The organism is Arenimonas soli, assembly GCF_014643775.1.
Classification (GTDB): domain Bacteria; phylum Pseudomonadota; class Gammaproteobacteria; order Xanthomonadales; family Xanthomonadaceae; genus Arenimonas; species Arenimonas soli.
On sequence record NZ_BMKC01000001.1, the window covers coordinates 554,638 to 577,346 of the forward strand.

Genomic DNA, 22,709 nt, shown 5'->3' on the forward strand with positions numbered 1-22,709 from the left:
CCGGGCCATCGATAATGGCTGCAGCCAACAACAGGTTTGCCCCCGCCATGAAGAACCCGCCGCCCCTGGTGTCCCCCGCCGTGCCCTCGGAAACCCGGGTCTGGCTGACGCCGCTGGAATTGCTGCTGCTGTCGGCTGTCTGGGGCGCTTCCTTCCTGTTCCAGCGGGTCGCCGCCCCGGAGTTCGGCACGGCGCCGCTGGTGGAGATGCGCCTGGCCTTCGGTGCGCTGGTGCTGCTGCCCTTCCTCTGGCTCGCAAGGGCGCAGCTGCCGCGGCGGCTCTGGCCGCGCCTGGCCCTGGTCGCCGCGATCAATTCCGCCATTCCCTTCGCCCTGTTCGCCTGGGCGGCGCAGCAGGCGCCGGCCGGGGTGGGGGCCATCACCAACGCGATGGCGGTGCTGTTCACGGCCCTGGTGGCCTTCCTGTTCTTCAAGGAGCGCATCGCGCCGCGCAAATGGTTCGCCCTGGTCCTGGGCTTCATCGGCGTGGTGGTGCTGGCGAGCGACAAGACCGGGGGCGGCAACATCGGTGCGGCTGCCGCGGCCGGGGCGCTCGCGGCCTTCCTTTATGGCGTGGGCGCCAACCTCGTGCCGCGCTGGTTCGCCGGCCTGCCGCCGGTGGCCGTGGCCGCGGCCACCCTGCTGTGCGGATCGGTGATGGCCCTGCCGTTCGCGCTGGCGTCCTGGCCCGTCGCGCCGGTCTCGGCGGCGGCCTGGGGCTCGGCGATCGCGGTCGGCGTGCTCAGCACGGGCTGGGCCTACGCCATGTTCTACCGGCTCATCCAGCGGGTGGGCGCCGCCCGGGCGGTCACGGTGACCTACCTGGTGCCCCTGATGGCCGTGGCCTGGGCCTGGAGCCTGCTGGGCGAAGCCCTTACCTGGCCGATGGCGGTGGCCTGCGCCCTGATCCTGGGCAGCGTGGCGGTCAGCCAGCGCGCGCCGCTGGCCAAAGCCTGACCCCAGGCAAAAAGAAGGCAGGGCCGACTGTCCCGAAAACAGCCGATTGCCCTGCCAAAGGGTGTCAACGCCAGGGGGCGGTTGACTGAAACTGGATTCCGGGCGAATCGACGAGGAGGAGAACCCGTCCGGACGTGGCCACTGGACCATTCCGGCGCCGGGGGTGCAAGGCGGGCAGGGTGGTAGTCACACCGGGCATTGCTAAGCCGCGCTAACAGGCTTGCGGCAGGTCCTTGAAGCGACAGGCGTCGCTGACCGGGAATGAGCAAATCCGGACAAGGTGCGGAGAGTAATGCTTACCTAGTTAGCTATCTTGTCCGACGGCGTCGTGGACGCTTCCCGCCGGGCCTGTGCCCGCGCCAGTCCCGCGCCGGTGAAGGCCCAGGCCAGGGCCACGCCCGCACCGGCCACGGCCACCACTGCCGGACTGGCGGCGAAGGCATCGATGCCGGCCTTCACCCAGCCGCTGACCGCATCGGCGCCGCGGTAGACCGCGGTATCAATGACGTTCTTGGCCTTGTACTTGGCCGAAGGCGCCACGACCGTGAACAGCATCTCCCGGCCAGGCCGGGCCAGGGCGTACTCGCCGGCGCGCCGGGTCACCATGACGATGGCCAGCACGGCGAAGGTGGGCGCCATCGCCAGCCACAGGAAACCACCGACCATCACCACCGGCACCGTGGTCAGCAGCACCACCAGGCCCAGGCGCCGGACGATGCGGCCGGTGAGGAACAGCTGGGTCAGGATGGCGATCGTCTGCACCACGGTGTCGAGCAGGCTGAAGACCCGGGTCTGGTCGGTCGGGTCGGGGAAATGCAGTTCCACCAGGCGCGCCTGTTCGAAATACAGGAAGGTCGTCACCGTCGCCAGCAGCACCACGAAAGTGGCGATGCCCAGCAGGTAGGGCGAGGCGAGCACGGTGCCGATGCCCTGGAACGGATTGCCGCCCAGCGGTGCACGTCGGGCCAGGACCTCGGCCTGGTCCAGCGGGTGGCGGTCGCGCCAGCCCTGCAGCCACAGCGCGGCGCCCGCCGAGCCCAGCAGGAATACCGTGGCCAGCGCCATCAGGCCGCCATGGCCCAGGGTTTGAACCAGCAGCAGGCCCAGCAGCGGACCCAGCAGGCCGCCCGCGCTGGCGCCCGCGGCCATCAATGCGAAGACGCGCTTGGCCTGGACTGCCGGGAACAGGTCGGCCAGGACGCTCCAGGCCACCGAGATCGCCAGCAGGTTGAACACCGACAGCCAGATGTAGAACGCGCGGGCCAGCCAGGGGTTCTCGGGCGCGGCGTGGATTGCCGCGGCGAAGCCCAGCAGGTTCAGCGCGAAAAAACCGTAGGTCCAGGGCAGGATCCGCCGGCGGCGCACCGTGCTGGCGACGACGCCGAACAGCGGGATCGCCACCAGCGTGGCGATGAAAGTGCCGGTGAACAGCCACTGCAGGTTGCGCACGCCGCCGGCGATGCCCATGGTCTCGCGCACCGGCCGCAGCATGAAATAGCCGGCGAACAGCAGCAGGAACATCGCCATGCCGGCAAGCACCGCCGGGACTTCCTCGGCCTGAATGCCGAAGAGCCGGGCGACCAGTGGCCTGATGCCGCCCGGCGACGGGGCCATGTCAGGCGAACATCGCGATCAGTTCGGCGCGCTGCGCTGCGTCCAGCGTGCCGCCGCTGCCGGCGCGCAGGTTGTCGGACTGCCGGTCGGGCTTGCCGGTGGCCGGGATCACCACCGTCACCGCCGGATGGCTGAGCGCGAATTTCAGGAACATCTGCGCCCAGGAACTGACGCCGGCCTCGGCCGCCCAGCCCGGCAGCGGCTTGCCGGCGACGCGCGAGAACAGTTTGCCGTCGTCGAAGGCGCGGTTGATCATCACCGCCACGCCGTTGTCGGCGGCGGTCGGCAGCACGCGCTTCTCGGCGTTAGGCGCGCCCACGGCGTAGTTGATCTGGACGAAGTCGGGTTTTTCGGCGGCGACGATGTCGGCCAGGGTGTCGTGGGCTTCGTCGCGGAAATGCGTGAGCCCGACGTACTTCACCTTGCCCTGGGCCTTGAGTTCGCGCGCCAGCGCCAGCTGGGTCTTCCAGTCGCGCAGGTTGTGCACGGCCAGCAGCTCCACCTTGTCGGTGCGCAGCCGGCGCAGGGAATCGGCGAACTGGGCTTCGCCGGCGGCGCGGTTGTCGGCGGCCAGCTTGGTGGCCAGGAAAACCTGGTCGCGCAGGCCCAGTTCGGCCAGCAGGTCGCCCAGCACGTCCTCGGCATTGCTGTAGTTGGGCGAGGTGTCGATGACGCTGGCGCCGCCGGCGACGAAACGCCGCAGCACTTCCTTCAGCGGTTCGCGGCCGGCTGCGTCCACTTCGAAGCTGCCCGAGGTGCCCATGCCGATGATCGGGATCGCTTCGCCCGTGGACGGTATCGCACGCATCTGCATGCCCGCCGGCAACGGCGGCGACAGCGCGAAAGCAGGGCGCAGGGCGACGGCGCCCGCGGCGACGACGGCGGCGGAAAGGAACTCGCGGCGGCTGGTCATGGCTCGGACCTCGGCAGGACGGGGCGTGACGGCGATGGTGTCGCAGGCTACGTGAACTTTCCGTTCACCGGCCCCTGCCGGTGGTCAGGGGCCTCAGAGGGCGCCGCCGGGCGGGTCGTCGCGGAAGTCCCGGGCGGTGAGGCTGCGGCCCAGGCGGAACACGCCCTCGCGAACGACCCGGCGCATGACGATGTCGATGATCGTGGTCTGGTTGGGTTCGATGATGTCGAGCAGGCCGCCCAGGTCGGCGCCCATTTGCGCGGCCCAGTGTTCGACCAGCTGTTCGCCGCCGCGCGGCTGCAGCTTGAGGCCATAGGGCGGGCGGGGCAGGCGTTCGGGCAGCACGATCCGGCCGTCCGGGCCGGGGATGGGCGGCGAGCCCGCCAGCGCCGAATGGTTGAGGAAGAACGACAGGTGCCCGGGCGCGCGCCGGTTGCCCTGGCGGTCGGTCAGGAAGCCCTCGGGGAGCTGGTTGGGGTCGGCGGCCGGTCCGGCGGTCAGCAGCAGGTCCAGGTTGCCCAGTCGCACGCCGGTGTCGTCCATCAGGCGGAAGATGACCATCGAATGCGGGTCGTGTACGTAGCGGCGGTCGGGCAGCACGGGAATCTTTTCGATCTCGACCCGGCGCCCGGGCTGCTGGTGCAGCCGGTTTTCGGCGGCGAAGGCCTGGCCCAGGGCGACATAGCCCGGTTCGTCGGCCACGGCCAGGCAGCGCAGCACCGCGTCCACGGTCGGATGCGGCCGATCGTCGTTGGGCACGCTGGCCATGATCCCCATGTCGGTGCCGCTGTGCGAAAGCCCCGGCAGGATGCGAAAGGGCGTGGGCGCCGAGCGGGTGTTGCCCGCCAGCGTCAGGTCGCGCAGCCGCTTGCGGGCACTGGGCAAGGCTTCGCCCGGCACCGGAGCAGGCTGTTCCAGCACCACGTGGCGGGCGTTGAGGTTGGCCGCCGCCAGGCGCACCACGCCGTCGCCGCCGGTTTCGCCGGTATAGCCATTGACGTGGTCGTAGAGCTTGCGGTCGATGGCGTCGCCGCTCAGGACGAAGGGGAATACCGGCCGGGGGCCGCGGGTCAGGTGCAGCTTCGGGTAGTCGTGGATCCAGCGCAGGTTTAGCGCCAGGGACTCCGGGCTGGCCAGCTCCAGCCAGTCCAGCACGCCCTGGCCGGGTTCGATGCCGTTGAACCAGGCGCGGATGCCGGCCAGGCGCCCCTTGCCCAGTTGCGCCAGGGCCGACCCGAAGTTGGCCGGTGCCAGCATCACCAGGTGCGACAGCGGGCAGTCGGCCAGGCGTCCGGGGCGCACGTAGAACCGGTCGAGCCATTCGCGCAGCACCGGGCCGCCGGTGCTGTGGGTGATGCAGGCGAAGCGGCGGTCGCGACCGGCGCCGGCCAGCACGCCCCGGATGGCGTGGTCGAAGGCGCGGGCGATGTCGCCCACCCGCACTTCGTCCCGGAAGCTGACGTACTGGCCCAGGTAGACGTGGGCCACGTCCAGGCCGGGCCCGCCGCGGCGGGCGGCCTCGCGCCCGAGCCGCGCCGGCAGGTCGCCGTAGGTGGCCGTGCTGGTCACCGACCAGCCATGCACGAATACCAGCAGGGGCTTGGCCATGGGGGGCACCTGACGGGAGGGGAACCCATGCTAACTTAGCCCCGGGAAACGATGGGGTGCCCACCGATGGTGCTGGAAGAACGGCAGATGCTTGTCGGTCTGCTTGAGAAAGGCATGTACATCAGTCGCCTGGACCGCGACTGGGTGGGTACGCCGTTTCCTTTCCAGGGCTTCGAAATCAAGTCGGACGAAGACATCGAACTGCTGTCGGCGTACTGCACCAGCGTCTTCATCGACGTCCAGAAAAGCCTGATCAACGCCCGGCCCTCGCTGCGCGTGGCCTCGACGTCGCGCAATGTCTTCCCGCCGCGTGGTCCCGAATACCAGAACACCGTCGACATCAAGGAAGAGATCCCGCGGGCCCGCGAGATCCACGCCAACCTGCGCGCGCTGGCCGAGCGGATCGCCGACGACGTGCGCAATGGACGCCGGCTCGAGCCGGGCGTGGTCCGGGAAGCGATCGAGCCGATGGTCGAGAGCCTGCTGCGCAATTCCGACGCCCTGTTCTGGCTGATGGCGCTGATGAAGCGCGACGACTACATGTACAGCCACGCGGTGAACTGCAGCGCCCTCGCCGCCGCGTTCGGCCGGCACCTGGCGCTGCCGCGGGAAGTGCTGGTGGAACTGGCCACCGGCGGCTTCCTGCTCGACGCCGGCATGGCCACGCTGCCCAGCGACGTGGTCCACCACGACGGCAAGCTCGACGCCGAGGCCATGAAGCAGATGCGCGGCCACGTGCAGCGCAGCATGGACGTGCTCGACCAGGCCGGCGTCACCGGCAAGTGGGCCCGCGAACTGGTCTCGGGCCACCACGAACGCCACGACGGCTCCGGTTATCCCGAAGGCCTGGCCGGCGACCGCGTGCCGCTGGCCGGGCGCATGGGCGGGGTCGTCGACACCTACGACGCCCTGCGCAGCGACCGCCCGCACCGCAACGGTGAATCGCGGCATGGCGCGCTGCAGGCCCTTTACCGGGCGCGTGACCGCATGTTCCAGGGCGAGGTGGTCGAACAGTTCCTGCAGTGCCTGGGCGTTTACCCGACCGGGTCCCTGGTTGAACTCAATACCGGCGAGGTCGGGGTGGTGATGGCCCAGAACCAGGTGCGCCGGCTCCGGCCCCGGCTGATGCTGCTGCTCGACAGCGAGAAGAAGCCCTACGAACCGTTCCGGGACGTGGACCTGATGCAGTACGGCTTCGACCTGGCCGACGGCGGGGTCAAGATCGCCCAGGCCCTGGAGCCGGGCGCCTACGGCCTGCGGCCGGAAGAGCTGTTCCTGTGACGCCGGGAGCCCGGCCATGATCACCCGCAACGGCGCCATGGCCGAGGTGCTGGCGCCCAAGGTCGCCGAGGCCCTGGCCGAAAGCCGGTCGCTGGGCATTCTTTGCATCGGCATGCAGGGCCTGCGCCGGCTGCGCATCCACGCCGGTTTCCGCGCCGTGGACGAGTTGCTGCGCCAGGCCGCCGAACGCCTGCGTGCGATCCTTCGCCCGGGCGACGAAATGATCGAACTCGGCTCCGGCGACTACGGCCTGCTGCTGGCGGACCTCAAGGACAGCCAGCACGCCCTGCTGGCCGCGGCGCGCGTGCAGCGGCAGTTCGAACAGCCCTTCGAAGCCGCCGGCCAGCCGGTGCTGGCCATGGTGTCGGTCGGCGTGGCCATGTGCCCCGAACACGGCGACGAACCCGAACTGCTTTGCCGCCAGGCCGAACAGGCGATGCTGCAGGCGCGCTACGAACCCGACCGCATGCTGGTCTGCAAGACGCGCATCACGCCGATGGGCGTGGATCCGGCCGACGTGATGACGGCGATCAACGAAGGCCAGCTGTCGATGTGGCTGCAGCCCATCCTCGACGTGCGCCGCCGCAACATCGTAGGCGCCGAGGCGCTGGCGCGCTGGGAGCATCCCGAAAAGGGCTTCGTCAGTCCCGGTGTCTTCATTCCCGTGGCGGAAGGCTCGGGCATGATTTCGCACTTCACCCGCTGGTCCATCAACGCCTGCCTGCAGCAGGTGTCCGAGGCGCGAAAACTGGGCCTGGACTTCCCGATCGCGCTCAATCTCTCCGCGACGGCCTTCGCCGAACGTGGCCTGGTCGAGCAGCTGCTGGGTGGGCTGAAGCTGTGGGACGTGGCGCCCCGCGACCTGGTCCTGGAAGTCACCGAAACCGCCATCGTCGCCGACGTGCGGCGTGGCGCGAACCAGCTGCGCCAGCTCAACGCGGCGGGCGTGCGGGTGTCGATCGACGACTTCGGCGTCGGCAATGCCTCGGTGTCCTACCTCAAGGAATTCCCTGCCACCGAGATGAAGATCGACCAGTCCTTCGTCACCGGCATGCTGGGCGACCTGCGTTCGCTGCAGATCGTCAAGGCGATGATCGTCTTCGCCCACCAGATGGGCATGCGCGTGGTCGCCGAAGGGGTCGAGGACGACGCCACCCTTGAAGCGCTGGGCGACCTCAACTGCAACCTGGCCCAGGGCTGGGCGATCGGCAAGCCCAAGCCGGCGGCGGAATTCCTGGCCGAGCTCAAGGCGCCTGCCCCGGGCTGATCGTGCTCAGCTGGTTTCCGCGTCGTCCCCGGTGCCTGCGGTGGTGCGAGCCGCCGGCGGCAGGCGCTTGGGCACCCGGTTGGCGTCGAGCAGGCGTTCGATGCGCGCGAAGACCTCGGCGCGCGAGAAGGGTTTTTTCATGAAGTCGTCGGCGCCGATGCGGTGGACGTAGAACTGCTCGGTGGCCTGCTCGTTGCCGCTGATCATGATCACGGGAATGTCGCGCGTATACGGGTCGCGGCGCAGCTGGCGCAGGGCGGCGAAGCCGTCCATGCCCGGCAGCACGATGTCCAGGAACACCAGCTCCGGGCTTTCGGTGCGGGCGATTTCGAGGCCTTGTTCGGCGTCGCTGGCCTCGAGCACGTGGTAGTCGTTCTGGCGCAGCATGCGCGAGAGCAGGGCAACGATGGTCGCCGAATCGTCGATGACCAGCATGCGGGTGCCGGGACGGGCGTTGGTGCGGGCCTTGCCGCGGCGTTCCGGGCCGGCGCTGGTGGCCTTGTCGTCCGGGCTGTCGGGTGCGTCGGCGCGGGCGCCCGGCGCGGCCGGTTTGCCCCAGCCGAACAGCCGCTTGATCCTCTCGTAAACGTCCACGCCCTGCTCCCCTGCCATTTCCCCGGCGCACAGTGTCCACGCCACGCCCCCGGCTGGCAATGCGCGGCGACTGGACAGCCCGGCCGGCATGGCCCAGGCTGCCGGGCCCAGACTTCCCCGGATCCCGCGATGGCGCCCAAGTCCACCGTGCACAAGGCCAGGCTGCAGATCAGCGACATGGACCGGCATTACTACGCCAGCCACGACCTGGTGCTGGCCCAGCACCCTTCCGAGACCGACGAGCGGTTGATGCTGCGGCTGCTGGCCTTCGCGCTGTTCGCCGACGAACGCCTGGAGTTCGGCCGCGGCCTGAGCACCGACGACGAACCCGACCTGTGGCGCAAGGACCTCACCGGCGTCATCGAACAGTGGATCGACCTGGGCCAGCCCGACGAATCACGCGTGCGCAAGGCCTGTGGCCGCGCCGGTGAAGCGGTGGTGCTGACCTACGGCGGCCGCGGCGCCGACCTGTGGTGGGAAAAACACGAGGCCGCGCTGGCGCGCTTCGGCAACCTCATCGTGGTCGACGTCGCCCCCGATCAGGTCATGGCCCTGGGCCAGCGCCTGGTGCGCGGCATGGACGTGCAGGTGGTGATGCAGGACGGCGTGCTGCAGTGGATCGACGAGGCCGGCACGCTGGAACTGACGCCGCGGATTCGCCGCAGCCGGTCCTAGTCGAGCACCTTGCCTTCGGCCGTGCCCAGGTTCGCCGGTTCGGGCTTGGGCATGGGGTGTCGCGACAGCAGCGGGTGCACGAACACCCCGGCCAGGATGACCACGACGCCGGCATAGAACATGCCGCCCAGTTCGTGCTGTTCGCCCAGCAGCACGATCGCCAGCACGATGGCGTAGATCGGCTCGAGGTTCACCGCCAGCTGCGCAGAAAACGCGCTCAGGTGCCGCAGCGCCACCAGCGAAAGCGCGAACGGCAGCAGCGTGCAGGCCAGGGCCAGCACCAGCAGCCAGACCATGTCCATGGCCCCGGGAATCACCAGCGGCGAACCGAACCAGGGCAGCAGCGGGGTCAGCAGGGCCAGCACCAGCCCGCCGGCGCCCAGCTCGAGCCCGGTGACCGTCAGCGGGTCGGCGCGTTCGACGTAACGCTTGTTGAGCGAACCGAACAGCGCCACCAGAACCGCCGAGATCGTGCCGACCACGATGCCCAGGCGCATGCCGTCGGGAACGCCGCCCACCACCAGCGCGACGCCCGGCACGACCGCCACGCCCAGCAGCAGTTCGCGCGGTTCGAACTTGCGGCCGGTGATCCAGGGTTCGACCATGGGCACGAACACCGTCGCCAGCGCGATGCAGGTCACCGCCACGGAAGCATTGGCCAGCTTGATGGCGCCGTAGAAGGTGAGCCAGTGCAGCGCCACCAGGGTGCCGATGCCCGAGTAGATGAGCCACAGCCGCGGCGGCAGCGCGCGCAGGCCGCGCCAGACCCGGGGCACCAGCAGCAGCGCCAGCGCCACGATCGCCATGCGCCAGACCACCAGTGCCATGGCCGGCAGCGTGATCACCTTGCCCAGGATGGCGGTGAAGCCCCAAAGCAGCACGCAAAAATGCATCTGCCAGTAGGCCTTGGTGGTCGGGGTCATCGGGGCTGGCCTTGGGCGAGTGCGCGTTTCTGGAGGGCGGAAAGTTGTTTGATGGCGTGTTCGGCCTTGAGCGCGCTGGACCGGTCCGGGTGTTCGAAGCGGGCCAGCAGGCGGCGCGGCGGGTGCGACCGGGTGTAACGCGCGCCCTTGCCGGCGGCGTGCTCGGCGTACCGGCGATCGACGTCCACGGCCACGCCGGTATAGACGCTGCCGTCCAGGCATTCGATCAGGTAGACGAACCAGGGCATGGGCGGCATTCTCCCATGCAGCCGGCAAAAATCGCGCGGCCCGGGCAAGGGAGGAGAGGAACGATGCGTTGTTTCCTGGGGGCGGTTTTGCTCGCGCTGCCGGTGCCCGTCCTCGCGGCACCTCCGGCGCCCATTTGTCCCGGCACGTCCGGCTTCGCCCAGGCCGTGCAAGCGGCCGGCCAGGCCGCCGCCGACCGGCTCGAGCGCGACAAACTCGTGCCGAACCTGGCGGCTTGCCTGGCCCACCCGGATCCGGAGGTTCGCGACGCGCTGGCCTACACCCGCCTGGCCACCTGGCTGCGGGCCGACGCCGTGTCGCCGGTGGTCCGCGCCGGGCTGATGGAAACGCTGCTGGGCGACCTGGCGCCAGACCGTCCGGACCCCGCAGGGTTCCAGGCGCCGTTTGCGGCCCTGGTGCTCGCCGAAGTCGCGCGCACCGACCGGGTGGCCGCCTGGCTGTCGGTCGAAGAACGCGAAACGCTGGTGTCAGCCGCGGCGGACTACCTGTCGGGCGTGCGCGACTACCGCGGTTTCACCGATGGCCAGGGCTGGCGCCACGGCGTGGCGCACGGCGCCGACTTCGTGATGCAGCTGGTGCTCAATCCGGCGCTGGACGCCGCCGCGCGCCGTCGCCTGCTCGACGCGGTGGCCACCCAGGTCGCCCCGGTGGGCGCACCGCCCTACGTGCACACCGAATCCGAGCGCCTGGCGCGCCCGGTGCTGCTGGCGCTGGGCCTGGACAGCTTCGACCAGGAAAGCTGGAAAGCCTGGCTGGACGGCGTGGCGTCGCCCGCGCCGATGGCGTCCTGGGACGAAGCCTGGCAAAACGAGGCCGGACTGGCGCGACGGCACAACCTGCGCGCCTTCCTGCTGGCCCTGCATGCCGGCATCAGCAGCCAGGAAAGCTTGTCCGGCTACCGGCCGGCGGTGGAAGACGCGTTGCGCGCGAGCCAGTAGCCGGCGTCAGCCCGCGGCGGCAGGTTTCGGTATGGGCCGCACCGGCACCGACAGGTTGCACACGTCGATGTGGCCGGCCGGGTGCAGGTACCACTCGTCGCTGCGGTTGCGGCGCGATTCGACGTAGGCGTCCCAGGTCGGCGTGCCGGTGCGCATCACTTCGATCTGCGCGCGCTGGTCCGGCTCGATTTCCGAAGCCAGGCGCACGGCCAGGATCGGCACCCGCTGGGATGCGTCGGTGTAAAAGCCCAGCGGGCCACTGCCGCGCGGCAGCACGCTCAGTCGTTCCATGCCGACCACCACCCGGCCGACGGTGGTGATGTTGAGGTCGAGCTGGCGCGGCGACTGGCCGGTGACGACATAGAGTTCGCTGCCGTTGCTGGAGTCGGGTTCCATCGCGCGGCCGGCGCCGACGGTGCCGTAACAGTGCGCCAGCCAGGCCTTGCCGGCTTTCGGATCGCGCGCCGCGGCGAATCCATTGACGAAGCCGGTTTGCGGCGCCCAGCCGTCGGGGTCGGGCAGGGCGTGGAAATCCAGGCCATCCGCGGCGCGGCTGAATTCAGCCGGCAGGGTCGCCCTGGCCTCACCCAGCGGCCGGCGCAGGGCCAGCTCGTCGCCGGCCGGGTCGCCCCACTGCACCACGAAGTTGTCCTGCGAACGGTTGACGGACAGGCCGTCGAAGTAGCGTCCCTTGACTAGCGTCCGGATGTTGGCGGTGTGTTCGGGCGCGAATTCCGGCGCCAGTTCGATCACCACCATGCCGGACGGCAGCTGCAGGTAGACCGTGTTCACGGGGTCGAGCGGGCGCCAGTCCGCGGCCGTGGACGCGTCGATGACCTCCTGCGTGGTCGGCGCTTTTGCGGCAGGGGCGCCGGCTTGTATCGGCGCATTCGCACACGCCGACAGGGACAGGGCCAGCAGGGTCAGGGGCAGGGTCGGGCGCATGCGGTGTCCTCGGTTTCCATTGCACGGCAGCGTAACGCAAGCCGGTTCAGTCGGGGTCGGGCGGCGGTTCCTGCAGGGCGGCCAGCTGTTCCTGCATCTGGGTGATTACCGACTCCCAGTGCCTTGGCGCCTCGAACCAGGGAAAGGCGACCGGGAAAGCCGGGTCGTGCCAGCGGCGTGCGATCCAGGCGTTGTGGTGCAACAGGCGCAACGTTCGCAGGGCTTCGACCAGGTGCAGCTCGCGGCGGTTGAAGGCGCGGAAGGTTTCGTAACCTTCGAGCAGCCAGCGCCAGGGCTCGCGGCTGTCCTCGCGCCGGCCGGCCAGCATCCACAGGTCCTGCACCGCCGGCCCGGACAGGCAGTCGTCGAGGTCGACGAAGTGCGCCTGGTCGTCGCGCCACAGGATGTTTCCCGGGTGGCAGTCGCCGTGCAGGCGCAGCGTGGTGGTGTCGCCGGCGCGTTCGTAGCAGGCGTCCATGGCGTCGAACAGGGCTTCGGCGAGCCGTTCGAAGTTGCCTTCGAGCTCGGGAGGAAGCCAGCGATTCTCCAGCAGGTAGTGAACCGGGTCCTCGCCATGGCTTTCGATGCCGATGGCGCCGCGGTGCGCGAAGCGTCCCGAAGCGCCGACCGCATGCATGCGGCCCAGTACGCGGCCCAGGTGGGTCAGGACCTCGCGATTGCCGGGTTCGGGCGCGTGGCCACCGCGCAGTTCGAACAGCGCGAAACGGTGGCCCTGGAAAGGGTGCAGGGTGCGGCCCCTGATTTCCAGCGGCGCGACCACGGACAGGTCGGCGGCCTTTAGTTCGGCGGAGAAGAGGTGTTCCTCGCCGATGGCTTCGTCGGTCCAGCGGCCGGGGCGGTAGAACTTGGCCACCCGCGCCGGCCCCTGTTCCATGCCGATGCGGTAGACGCGGTTCTCGTAGCTGTTGAGCGCCAGCACGCGGCCGTCGCTTTGCAGGCCCAGTGACTCGACGGCGTCGAGGATGCGGTCGGGGTCGAGGTCGGCGAACGGCGTTTCGGCGCCCACTAGCGGGGCAGTTCCAGCGCGGTCGCGCGCGCGGCCAGGGGCGCGGACAGGTACAGGTGCGAGCCCAGGGGCGTGAAGCCGGCCTTGCCGAAGGCCTTGCGGTACCAGGTGGCGGGCCGGCGATGCAGTTCCCTGAGGTCGCCGACGATGTCGTCGCCGTCGGCGAACACTTCCAGGAAGGCCACGCCGTGGCACAGGCGCGCGAACTCCTTCAGCCCGCGCTGCAGTTCCTCGTCGGCCAGGTAGTGCATGACGTCCGAGCACACCAGCAGGTCCACCGGCCGCGAAAAACCAACGGCGGCCAGGTCGCCGAAGGGCATCCAGTGCAGGTTGCGGCTGGCGCCGTAGCGGTCGATGGCGTAGTCGCTGCTGTCCAGGCCCAGGTAGTTCAGGCCGGGCCGGAGCTTGAGCAGCGGTGCCCGCCAGGCGCCTTCGCCGCAGCCGACGTCCAGCACCGACTTCAGCGGGCGCCCGAGGTGGTATTCGGTGGTGGCCACGGCCAGCGCCACCTTGCGGCCCAGCGCGGCGGCGCCGCCCAGGTCGCGGCGGCGGTACCAGTTCTCGAAATAATCGCGGTCGTAGACCTTCTTCACGCCGGCCGCGCCTTGGCCCGGTGCAGCAGCCAGGCGGCGAAGATCGCGCCGGTGAGGTACATGCTGAGCGCGTAGATCGCCGGCGCGATGCTGGCGGCGTCGCGGCCCAGCACTTCGATGGCGATGAAGATGGCCAGGGTGCCGTTGTGGATGCCGATCTCAAAGGCGATGGCGATCGCCTGCGGTTCGGCCAGGCGCACGCCACGCGCCACGAAATAGCCCGACAGCAAGCTGACCAGGTTGAACAGCACGCAGGCCAGCCCGACCACCGGTGCGTACAGGCGCACGATGTCCCACTCCGATGCGAAGGCCATGACGATCAGCGCGCCCAGCAGCAGCGAGGACAGGATCCGCACCGGCTTTTCCGCCGCCGCGGCCAGGGCCGGGCGCCAGGCGCGCAGGGCCATGCCCAGGGCCACAGGGCCGATCACGAGCACCGCGACCTCGACGATCTTCCGGGTCGGCGGCGGCACGCTGCCTTCGGCGCCCAGGAACACCGACAGCGCAAGCGCGGTCCAGACCGGCAGCGTCAGCAGCGCCAGCAGGCTGTTGATGGCAGTCAGGCTGATGTTGAGCGCGACGTCGCCGCGCGCCAGGTGGCTGAACAGGTTGGCGGTGACGCCACCCGGCGAGGCGGCCAGCAGCACCAGGCCCAGGGCCAGTTCGCCGGGCAGGCCGAAGGCCATGGCCAGGCCGAAGGCGACGGGCGGCAGCAGCAGCACCTGCACGGCCAGCGCCACGGCCACGGCGCGCGGCATGGCCAGGACGCGGCGGAAATCGGCCAGGGTCAGGTGCAGGCCCAGCCCGGCCATCACCACGGCCAGCGCCGCCGGCAGGAACAGCATCAGGACCGGGTTGTCGGACATCAGTCCAGCTTGCCGATGATGACCGAGCGCATGGAGATGGGGCCAACCACATCCTCGTTGAAGAACTCGACCGGGTCGTCGTCGCGCTGCAGGGCCAGCACGTACAGCAGCGGCAGGTAGTGTTCCGGCGAGGGGATGGCCATCAGCGCGTCGGGGCCCAGGGTTTCGTAACCGAGCATGCCTTCGTGGTGGCCCTCGGCGATGCGTTCGGCGATGTCTTCGTCGAAGCGCTGGGCCCAGTCCAGCGGTTCGGTCTGGCCCTGCCGCCAGTAGCGCAGGTTGTGCACGATATTGCCCGTGCCCACGACCAGCACGCCTTCGTCGCGAAGGGGCGCGAGCTGCTGCGCGAAGTCGTAGTGCCAGGCGCCGGGCTGCAGGATCGAAAGGCTCAGCGGCACCACCGGGATGTCGGCGTCGGGGAACATGGGCTGCAGCACGCTCCAGGCGCCGTGGTCCAGGCCGCGGTGCGAGTCGAAATGCACCCGGGGATCGTCCACCAGTTCGGCGACGCGGTGGGCCAGGTCCGGGCTGCCCGGCGCCGGGTAGCGCACGTCGAATAGCGCCTTGGGAAAGCCGCGGAAGTCGTGGATGGTATCGGGCTTCTCGGCGCTGCCGACAAAAACGCCTTCGGTTTCCCAGTGCGCCGAGATGCACAGGATGGCCTTGGGACGGGGCAGGCGTTTACCCAATGCCTGCCAGCTGCGACGCCAGGCGTTGTCCTCGATGGCGTTCATGGGTGATCCGTGCCCGACGAACAGGGCGGGCATCGGGCCAGGCATGGACGGGCTCATCGAGACACTCTCCGACAGGGGGCAGTGGCCCCCACATTAACCAAGGCCGCGAGGGATGCAAGACGGGCGAGCCCCGGCCTGCGCGTCGCGACCGTGACTTGCGGCACTGCCAGCCGCGCCAGGACTGACTAGTATTGACTCAACACTATCCACAACAGGCCTGTATCGCGCAGGCCGGGACAGGACCATGCAGGACACCGAGCCGCACCTGAAGAAGTTCCAGAAAGAGCTCAGCGCCGGGACCGTTTCCCTGGTCCTGCTGGCGGTCCTGGCCCGGTCGGACGAACCGCTTTATGGCTACCAGATCGCCAAGCGGCTGGAACTGACCGGCGACCCGCTGCTGGGTGGCAAACAAAGCGCGCTGTACCCGGTGCTGCGCAACCTCAGCGCCGCCGGCCTGGCCGAAAGCCACGTGGTGCCTTCGGTCAGCGGCCCGCCCCGGCGCTACTACCGCATCACCACGCTGGGCCGCCAGGCGCTGTCGGATTGGACCGGCAGCTGGCGCACCACCCGCGACTCCGTCGATTCCGTGCTGGAAGGAAACCTGCGATGACCGCCGCCACCCCGAAAACCATCCCCGACTACCTCGAACAGCTGCGTGCGGCCCTGCGCGGCGCCGACCCGGCCCTGGTGCAGGACGCCCTCTACGACGCGGAGGAATACCTGCGCTCGGAAATGGCCGCCAACCCCGGCATGGCCGAGGCCGACCTGATCGCCAGCGTCGCCACCAGCTACGGGGCGCCCGAGGAAGTGGCCGACATCTACCGCGATACCGAAGTGCAGGTGACGCGGGCGCTGCGCACGCCGCCGGCGCCGCCGCGCGAAAGCGCCGCCGGCCGCTTCTTCGGGGTCGCCACCGACACCCGGGCCTGGGCGGCGCTGTTCTACATGCTGCTTTCGCTGGCCACGGGCATCGTCTATTTCACCGCCGTGGTCACCGGTTTCAGCCTCTCGGCCAGCCTGGCGCTGATGATCATCGGCGTGCCGGTGGTGATCCTTTTCATTGGCCTGGTGCGCGTGCTGTCGCTGGTGGAAGGCCGGATCGTCGAGGTGCTGCTGGGTGAACGCATGCCGCGCCGGCCGCTGTACCAGGGCCGCGGCCAGCCCTGGCTCGAGCGCATCGGCGCCATGTTCACCGACCCGCGCACCTGGAGCACCATGCTCTACCAGCTGCTGATGCTGCCGCTGGGCATCGTCTACTTCACCGTCACCGTCACCGGCATGGTGCTGTCGGTGGGCTTGGTGGTGGGCGGCATCGCGGCGCTGCTCGGCAGCTTCGGCCTGCCGGTGGGCACCGACTGGGACGGCATGTCCTTCGGCGCGCCCTGGCAGGCCGGCCTGGTGATGATGCTGGGCACCCTGCTGTTCTTCGCGATGCTGCACCTGGCGCGGCTGGTCGGCCGGGGCCACGGCGCCCTGGCCAAGAACCTGCTGGTGAAGTCCGCCCAGCACTGAGCACCGGACGGCGCCGGGCCGCGGCATCACGGTCCGGCGCCGGGCCATTGCAGTATGGTGGGCGACCGGAACCACCGCTGGAGTCGCCGATGTCCGATCCCCTGGCCCAGCCGCTGCGCCTGCCCTGCGGCACGACGCTCGGCAATCGCCTGTGCAAGGCGGCGATGACCGAAGGCCTGGGCGACTCCCGGCTGCGCGCCACGTCCCGGCTCGACCAGCTCTACGGCGCCTGGAGCGACGGCGGCGCCGGGCTGCTGATCACCGGCAACGTGATGATCGACCACCGGGTGCTCGAACGCCCCGGCAACGTCGCCATCGATCCCGGTTTCGCGCCCAGCGTCGACGACACCGCCCGGGAACGGCTCCGCCGCTGGGCCAGCGCCGGCACGCGGGCGGGCAACGCGCTGTGGATGCAGATTTCGCACGCCGGCCGGCAATCGCCGCGGTATGTCACCCGCCAACCGGTCGGCCCTTCGGACGTGCAGCTGGACCTGCTGGGCAACTACGCCCGGCCCCGGGCACTTCGCGAAGACGAGATCCTGGCCCTGGTGCGGCGTTTCGCCGACGTCGCGGTGATCGCGCGCGACTGCGGCTTCACCGGCGTGCAGGTGCACGGCGCGCACGGTTACCTTCTGAGCAGCTTCCTGTCGCCGGTCACCAATCGCCGCAGCGACGCCTGGGGTGGGTCGCTGCCCAACCGCGCGCGTTTCCTGGTCGAAACCGTGCGTGCGGTGCGCAAGGCCGTCGGCGCCGATTTCCCGGTATCGGTGAAGCTCAATTCCGACGATTTCCGCAAGGGCGGCTTCAGCCACGCCGACTGCCTGGGCGTGGTGGAACTGCTAAACGGGGAAGGCGTGGACCTGCTGGAAATCTCCGGCGGCAACTACGAACAGCCGCGCCTGCTCGGCATCGCCGGCCGCGACGTCGATGCGGTGCAGGTGCGGCCCAGCACCCGGGTGCGCGAGGCCTATTTCCTCGACTATGCCGCCGCCATCCGGCGGGTGGCGCGAATGCCGCTGATGGTGACGGGCGGCTTCCGCAGCCGCGAGGGTATGGAGGCGGCGCTGGCCGGTGGCGACACCGACCTGATCGGCATCGCCCGGCCCTTCTGCACGCACCCGGACGTGGCCCGCCGGCTGCTGGCACGCGAGATCGACACCTTGCCCGCGTTCGAAGACCGCCTGCACCTGCGCGCGCGCGGCCGCCTGTCGCCGGCCAGCCCCTGGCTGCTGGCGAAGATGGTCAACGTGCTCGGGGCGCAGGGCTGGTACTACCAGCAGATGGAACGGCTGGCCGACGGCCGGCGCGTCGACCCGCGCCGCGGCATGCTGCGCTCGTTCGTGCGCTACTGGTGGAATGACCTGAGCAAGGCCGCCGCGCTGCGGCGCCGGGAGTAGGAAGATGAGCCACGATCCGATGCATGGCGACGAGCCGCTGACCGACGAGGCCGTGGTCGCGGCCACCCAGGAATGGCTGGAGAAGGCCGTGATCGGCCTCAACCTGTGCCCCTTCGCCAAGGCCGTGCACGCAAAACGGCAGGTCCGCTACGTGGTCAGCCAGGCCGCCGACGAAGAAGGCCTGCTGCAGGACCTGCTGCACGAACTGCAGCTGCTGGCCTCGGCCGACCCGGGCGACATCGAGACCACGCTGCTGGTGCATCCCTACGTGCTGCGCGACTTCCTGGACTACAACGACTTCCTGGACATCGCCGACGCCGCGGTTGAAGAGCTTGAACTCGACGGCGTGCTGCAGGTGGCGAGTTTCCACCCGCAGTACCAGTTCGCCGAAAGTGCGCCCGACGACATGGCCAACTTCAGCAACCGGGCGCCGTTCCCGACCCTGCACCTGCTGCGCGAGGACAGCGTGGACAAGGCCGTGGAGGCCTTCCCCGACGCCGACCGCATCTACGAAACCAACATCGCGGCCCTGCGCAGGCTGGGCCCCGACGGCTGGCGGGCGCTGTGGCGCAAATAGCGGCTCAGAACGCGTCGGCGGGCATCGCCATCAGGCTGGGTGCGCCGGCACGGGCCTCGCGGAAACGCTGCTCGACTTCGGGCAGCAGCCAGGCGAAGTAAAAACGCGCCGTGGCGACCTTCGCCGCGTGGAAGTGATCGTCCTTGCCGATCGCCAGCGCCGCCATGCGCGCCCACAGCCAGGCGAAACACAGGTGGCCGGTGATGCGCAGGTAGGGCACCGCCGCCGCACCGACCTCGTTGGGGTCGGCCTTGGCCTTCACGCCGATCTCCTGGGTCAGGGCAACGGTGTCGGCCAGCAGCTTCGCCAGCGGCGCGGTGAACTCGGCCAGCTCCGGGCGGCCGGCGTTCTCATCGAGGAAGGCCTGCACCAGCGCCGCGAAGCGAGCGAACTTCGCGCCGCCGTCCATCAGCACCTTGCGGCCCAGCAGGTCCAGCGCCTGGATGCCATTGGTGCCTTCGTAGATCATGTTGATGCGTGCGTCGCGCACGTACTGGTCCATGCCCCATTCGCTGATGTAGCCATGGCCGCCCAGCACCTGCTGGCACAGGGTGGCGGTTTCGTAACCATTGTCGGTCAGGAAGGCCTTCACCACCGGCGTCAGCAGCGCCATCAGTTCGCTGGCTTCCTCGCGCACGGCCGGATCCGGATGGTCGTGTTCGCGGTCGAGCAGCAGTGCGGTCCAGGTGGCCAGGGCGCGGCCACCTTCGTTGCAGGCGCGCGCGGTGAGCAGCATGCGGCGCACGTCCGGATGCACCAGGATCGAATCGGCGGCCTTGTCCGGCGAGGCCGGGCCGGTGGCGGCGCGCCCCTGCAGGCGGTCCTTCGCGTAGGCTGCGGCATTCTGGTAGGCGACTTCGGCCTGGCCCAGCGACTGCATGCCCACGCCCAGGCGCGCGGAATTCATCATCACGAACATCGCGGCCAGGCCCTTGTTGGCTTCGCCGATCAGCCAGCCGGTGGCGCCGTCGAGGTTCATCACGCAGGTGGCGTTGCCGTGGATGCCCATCTTGTGTTCGATCGAGCCGGCCTTGATGGCGTTGCGCCCGCCGACGTTGCCGTCGGCGTCGGGCAGGAACTTGGGCACCAGGAACAGCGAGATGCCCTTGGTGCCGGCAGGCGCGCCGGGCAGTCGGGCCAGCACCAGGTGCAGGATGTTCTCGGCGAGGTCGTGTTCGCCGGCGCTGATGAAGATCTTGGTGCCGGTCAGGGCGAAGCTGCCGTCGTCGTTGGCTTCGGCCCGGGTCTTGAGCAGGCCCAGGTCGGTGCCGCAGTGCGGTTCGGTCAGGCACATGGTGCCGGTCCATTCGCCGGACACGATCCTGGTCAGGTAGACCTGCTTCTGTTCCTCGGTGCCGAAGGCCATCAGGCATTCGTAGGCGCTGTGCGACAGGCCCGCGTACATCAGCCAGGCCTGGTTGGCCGAGTTCCACATCTCGTAGAGGCGGTTGTTCACCAGCGTCGGCAGGCCCTGGCCACCCCAGTCCGGGTCGCAGGACACCGACGGCCAGCCATTGTCGACGTACTGCCGGTAGGCCTCCTTGAAGCCCGGCGGCGCCGTGACCACGCCGTCGCCGTGGTACGTGCAGCCCTCGCGGTCGCCGACCTGGTTCAGCGGCTGGATGACCTGGCTGGCGAACTTCGCGCCTTCTTCCAGCACCGCTTCGATGGTGTCGCGGTCGAGGCCGGCATGGCGGGGCAGGGCGGCCAGCTCGGTTTCAGCCTGCAGCAGGTCGAACAGCACGAACTGCATGTCGCGCAGCGGGGCGGTGTAGTGGGGCATGGCGGGCTCTCGGGTCGGGCTTCAGGCGCACCATACCGGTGCGTATGTGATGCCGGAGTATGCCCGAGGCCGGACCGTGGCGGCCAGTCCCGCCGCGGGGGCGGGACCGGCGCCGGGGTCATTCGACCCGGAAGGGCTGACTGTGCAGCAGCAGCGAGTTGTCGCCGTTCCAGTAGCGCAGTTCGTAGTCGCCCGGGGCGTCGGGCAGCTTCAGGGTCACCTGGCGCTGGTCATAGGCCTTGTCGGACTGGACCCGCTTGCCGACCAGGGACTTGCCGCGGCCGGCGCGGGCGGCCGGGTCCCAGACCTGCACTTCGTCGTAGCGGGCGCCGGGGCCCGTCCAGGTGATGGTGACGTACTGGCCGGCCGGAGCGCTTGCGGGCGCGTCCAGCGCGACCTCGACGGCCGTCACCTTCAGCGGCTGTTCGTGCAGCAGCGACGCGTTGTCGCCGTTCCAGTAGCGCAGCGTGTAGTCACCCGGCTTGCCCGGCGCCGTCATCGTCACCTGGCGCTGGTCGTAGCCCTTGTCGCTCTGCACGCGCTGGTTGTCGACGGCCTTGCCGCTTCCGGCGCGCGCGCGCGGGTCCCAGACCTGCACTTCGTCATAGCGGGCGCCCGGACCTGTCCAGGTCACCAAAAAGTCGGAGGCCATGGGCACCGACGCCGGTGCATCGAGCGCCACGTCGATGGCGACCACGCGCAGCGGCACGGTGGCCAGGACCTTGCTGTTGTCGCCGTTCCAATAGCGCAGTTCGTAGTCGCCCGGGCTTGCCGGGGCCGTCATCGTCACCTGGCGCTGGTCGTAGCCCTTGTCGCTCTGCACGCGCTGGTTGTCGACGGCCTTGCCGCTGCCTGCGCGGGCGCGCGGGTCCCAGACCTGGACTTCGTCGTATTGCGCACCCGGGCCGGTCCAGGTGACGGTGAAGCTCGACGCCATGTCGACCTGCTCCGGCGCCTGCAGCGCCACTTCGGCGTCCAGGACCTTCAGGGGCACCGTGGCCAGGACCGCGCTGTTGTGGCCGTTGTAGTAGCGCAGCTCGTAGTCGCCGGGCACGGCCGGGGCGGTCAGGCTGACCCGGCGCTGGTCGTAGCCCTTGTCGCTCTGCACGCGCTGGTTGTCGACCGCCTTGCCGCTGCCGGCGCGGGCGCGTGGATCCCAGACCTGCACTTCGTCGTATTGCTCGCCCGGGCCGGTCCAGGTGACGTCGAACCGGCTGGCGATGCTGACTTCCGCCGGCGCCTGCAGCCCCACCTCCGCCTCGGTGATGCTGATCGGCCGGGTGGCGATGACCTTGCTCTGGGCGCCGTGGTAATAACGCAGCAGGTAGTCGCCGGGCTTGGCGGGTGCGACCAGTTCCACCTGCTTCTGGCCGGCGCGTTTGTCGGACAGCACGCGCTGGTTGTCGATCACCTTGCCGCGACCGCCACGTTCTTCGGGCGCGAAGACCTGAACTTCGTCGTACTGGTGCCCGGGACCGGTCCAGCTGACCAGGATGCGCGAGGACATCGGTGCGCTGTCCGGCGCGTCCAGGGTGGCCTCCGGGGCGGGGGGCGCCGCCGGTGCCGAGACCACGGTCTGGGTCAGCGCCGCGGCCAGGCCGTCGGCATCGTTGGCGGCGATATAGCGTCCACCGGTGTTTTCAGCCAGGCAGGCGACCTGCTTTCCCTCTTCGGCGCTGAGCCCGAAGCCAACCACGTGGGCGGTGAAATCCACGCCCGATTCCTCGAGCTCCTTGCCCAGCGCGCAGGGGTCGGCCTTGCAGGTTTCCAGGCCATCGGTGATCAGGATGACGGTGGCCTTTTGTTCGGTGAAACGCAGTTCGTTCGCGGCGCGCGCCACGGATTCGGACAGCGGGGTCATGCCCAGGAACTTCATCTTGGCGGCGGCATCGGCGATGTCGCCGGCGCTGCCGGTGCGCACGGGCACGACCAGTTCGATGTCGTCGCAGTTGCCCTTTTCGCGGTGGCCATAGGCGATCAGGCCCAGCGCCATGGTGTCCGGCGTGTCCTTGAGCACCGTGGCCAGGGTTTCGCGGGCGATCTCGAGCTTGGGCTTGCCGTTGATCTGGCCCCACATCGAACCGGACGCATCGAGCACGATGATGGCCTGTTCCTGGGCGGGAGCCTGGGCCTGGGCCAGGCCGGGGGCCAGGCAGAGCAGGGCGAGCGCGGGTAGCGTGGCGCGGCGCGTGGTCCGGGGCATGCGGAAGCTCCTGTTTTCCGGGGATATTGGCAAGTT

At 69.7% G+C, this 22,709-nt stretch carries 22 protein-coding genes; 9 read left to right on the top strand and 13 right to left on the bottom strand.

What is annotated here, in order from left to right; translation table 11 throughout:
* Positions 1–47: 47 nt before the first annotated feature.
* Positions 48–956, top strand: coding sequence for a DMT family transporter (locus tag IEX13_RS02590; RefSeq protein ID WP_188660941.1), 909 nt, complete (start codon positions 48–50; stop codon positions 954–956).
* Positions 957–1,256: 300 nt separating this feature from the next.
* Here IEX13_RS02590 and IEX13_RS02595 read toward each other — a convergent pair whose 3' ends face one another.
* From IEX13_RS02595 to IEX13_RS02605, 3 genes are all read right to left on the bottom strand, one after another.
* Positions 1,257–2,570, bottom strand: coding sequence for an NTP/NDP exchange transporter (locus IEX13_RS02595; protein WP_188660943.1), 1,314 nt, complete (start codon positions 2,568–2,570; stop codon positions 1,257–1,259).
* Between the two features lies 1 nt (position 2,571).
* Positions 2,572–3,483, bottom strand: a complete 912-nt coding sequence (locus IEX13_RS02600; protein ID WP_188660945.1) for an aldo/keto reductase — start codon at positions 3,481–3,483, stop codon at positions 2,572–2,574.
* 93 nt (positions 3,484–3,576) lie between these two features.
* Positions 3,577–5,091 (bottom strand): esterase/lipase family protein, encoded by a 1,515-nt coding sequence (locus tag IEX13_RS02605; protein ID WP_188660948.1) that lies wholly within the window; start codon positions 5,089–5,091, stop codon positions 3,577–3,579.
* A gap of 87 nt (positions 5,092–5,178) precedes the next feature.
* Between IEX13_RS02605 and IEX13_RS02610 the strand changes: the two genes are divergently transcribed.
* The gene (locus tag IEX13_RS02610) at positions 5,179–6,372 is read left to right on the top strand and encodes an HD-GYP domain-containing protein (RefSeq protein WP_268235865.1); all 1,194 of its coding nucleotides are present in this window, start codon (positions 5,179–5,181) and stop codon (positions 6,370–6,372) included.
* A 16-nt stretch (positions 6,373–6,388) separates the two neighbouring features.
* On the top strand, positions 6,389–7,639 hold the full coding sequence (locus tag IEX13_RS02615) for a putative bifunctional diguanylate cyclase/phosphodiesterase (RefSeq protein ID WP_188660952.1): 1,251 nt from the start codon (positions 6,389–6,391) through the stop codon (positions 7,637–7,639).
* Positions 7,640–7,645: 6 nt separating this feature from the next.
* On the opposite strand, the gene IEX13_RS02620 is transcribed toward IEX13_RS02615, so the two are convergent.
* On the bottom strand, positions 7,646–8,233 hold the full coding sequence (locus IEX13_RS02620) for a response regulator (protein WP_308423884.1): 588 nt from the start codon (positions 8,231–8,233) through the stop codon (positions 7,646–7,648).
* Positions 8,234–8,362: 129 nt separating this feature from the next.
* Here IEX13_RS02620 and IEX13_RS02625 point away from each other — a divergent pair, with 129 nt between their 5' ends.
* A complete protein-coding gene (locus tag IEX13_RS02625; protein ID WP_188660955.1) occupies positions 8,363–8,908 on the top strand; it encodes a YaeQ family protein in 546 nt (181 codons plus the stop codon).
* On the opposite strand, the gene IEX13_RS02630 is transcribed toward IEX13_RS02625, so the two are convergent.
* Together IEX13_RS02630 and IEX13_RS02635 are read right to left on the bottom strand one after the other, a co-directional pair.
* The gene (locus IEX13_RS02630) at positions 8,905–9,831 is read right to left on the bottom strand and encodes a DMT family transporter (RefSeq protein WP_188660957.1); all 927 of its coding nucleotides are present in this window, start codon (positions 9,829–9,831) and stop codon (positions 8,905–8,907) included. The two genes, IEX13_RS02625 and IEX13_RS02630, sit on opposite strands and share 4 nt — an antisense overlap.
* Positions 9,828–10,079 carry a GIY-YIG nuclease family protein gene (locus tag IEX13_RS02635; protein ID WP_188660960.1) on the bottom strand — a complete coding sequence of 84 codons (252 nt, stop codon included), beginning with the start codon at positions 10,077–10,079 and terminating at the stop codon, positions 9,828–9,830. The genes IEX13_RS02630 and IEX13_RS02635 overlap by 4 nt, the downstream gene beginning before the upstream one ends.
* A 63-nt stretch (positions 10,080–10,142) precedes the next feature.
* On the opposite strand from IEX13_RS02635, the gene IEX13_RS02640 reads away from it, so the two are divergent.
* Complete coding sequence (locus IEX13_RS02640) at positions 10,143–11,036, top strand: DUF2785 domain-containing protein (protein ID WP_188660963.1); 894 nt, start codon at positions 10,143–10,145, stop codon at positions 11,034–11,036.
* A 6-nt stretch (positions 11,037–11,042) separates the two neighbouring features.
* Here IEX13_RS02640 and IEX13_RS02645 read toward each other — a convergent pair whose 3' ends face one another.
* The 5 genes from IEX13_RS02645 to ygiD are packed head-to-tail and all read right to left on the bottom strand — an operon-like array spanning position 11,043 to position 15,258.
* Positions 11,043–11,981, bottom strand: a complete 939-nt coding sequence (locus IEX13_RS02645; RefSeq protein ID WP_188660966.1) for a peptidylprolyl isomerase — start codon at positions 11,979–11,981, stop codon at positions 11,043–11,045.
* 46 nt (positions 11,982–12,027) lie between these two features.
* Positions 12,028–13,008, bottom strand: coding sequence for a serine/threonine protein kinase (locus IEX13_RS02650; protein ID WP_188660968.1), 981 nt, complete (start codon positions 13,006–13,008; stop codon positions 12,028–12,030).
* The gene (locus tag IEX13_RS02655; protein ID WP_188660971.1) at positions 13,008–13,601 is read right to left on the bottom strand and encodes a class I SAM-dependent methyltransferase; all 594 of its coding nucleotides are present in this window, start codon (positions 13,599–13,601) and stop codon (positions 13,008–13,010) included. The genes IEX13_RS02650 and IEX13_RS02655 overlap by 1 nt, the downstream gene beginning before the upstream one ends.
* The gene (locus IEX13_RS02660; protein WP_188660974.1) at positions 13,598–14,467 is read right to left on the bottom strand and encodes a bile acid:sodium symporter family protein; all 870 of its coding nucleotides are present in this window, start codon (positions 14,465–14,467) and stop codon (positions 13,598–13,600) included. Before IEX13_RS02660 ends, IEX13_RS02655 begins: the two co-directional genes overlap by 4 nt.
* A complete protein-coding gene (gene ygiD / locus IEX13_RS02665) occupies positions 14,467–15,258 on the bottom strand; it encodes a 4,5-DOPA-extradiol-dioxygenase (RefSeq protein WP_308423885.1) in 792 nt (263 codons plus the stop codon). Before ygiD ends, IEX13_RS02660 begins: the two co-directional genes overlap by 1 nt.
* A 187-nt stretch (positions 15,259–15,445) precedes the next feature.
* Here ygiD and IEX13_RS02670 point away from each other — a divergent pair, with 187 nt between their 5' ends.
* From IEX13_RS02670 to IEX13_RS02685, 4 genes are all read left to right on the top strand, one after another.
* A complete protein-coding gene (locus IEX13_RS02670) occupies positions 15,446–15,811 on the top strand; it encodes a PadR family transcriptional regulator (protein ID WP_188660982.1) in 366 nt (121 codons plus the stop codon).
* Positions 15,808–16,713 (top strand): sensor domain-containing protein, encoded by a 906-nt coding sequence (locus IEX13_RS02675; protein WP_188660985.1) that lies wholly within the window; start codon positions 15,808–15,810, stop codon positions 16,711–16,713. The genes IEX13_RS02670 and IEX13_RS02675 overlap by 4 nt, the downstream gene beginning before the upstream one ends.
* 89 nt (positions 16,714–16,802) lie before the next feature.
* Complete coding sequence (locus IEX13_RS02680) at positions 16,803–18,110, top strand: NADH:flavin oxidoreductase/NADH oxidase family protein (protein WP_188660988.1); 1,308 nt, start codon at positions 16,803–16,805, stop codon at positions 18,108–18,110.
* Between the two features lie 4 nt (positions 18,111–18,114).
* Positions 18,115–18,687, top strand: a complete 573-nt coding sequence (locus IEX13_RS02685; protein WP_229668429.1) for a DUF1415 domain-containing protein — start codon at positions 18,115–18,117, stop codon at positions 18,685–18,687.
* 4 nt (positions 18,688–18,691) lie between these two features.
* On the opposite strand, the gene IEX13_RS02690 is transcribed toward IEX13_RS02685, so the two are convergent.
* Together IEX13_RS02690 and IEX13_RS14190 are read right to left on the bottom strand one after the other, a co-directional pair.
* Entirely contained in the window at positions 18,692–20,470 is a 1,779-nt protein-coding gene (locus IEX13_RS02690; protein ID WP_188660991.1) for an acyl-CoA dehydrogenase C-terminal domain-containing protein, read from the bottom strand.
* A 118-nt stretch (positions 20,471–20,588) separates the two neighbouring features.
* On the bottom strand, positions 20,589–22,673 hold the full coding sequence (locus tag IEX13_RS14190) for a VWA domain-containing protein (RefSeq protein ID WP_229668430.1): 2,085 nt from the start codon (positions 22,671–22,673) through the stop codon (positions 20,589–20,591).
* Between the last annotated feature and the right edge of the window lie 36 nt (positions 22,674–22,709).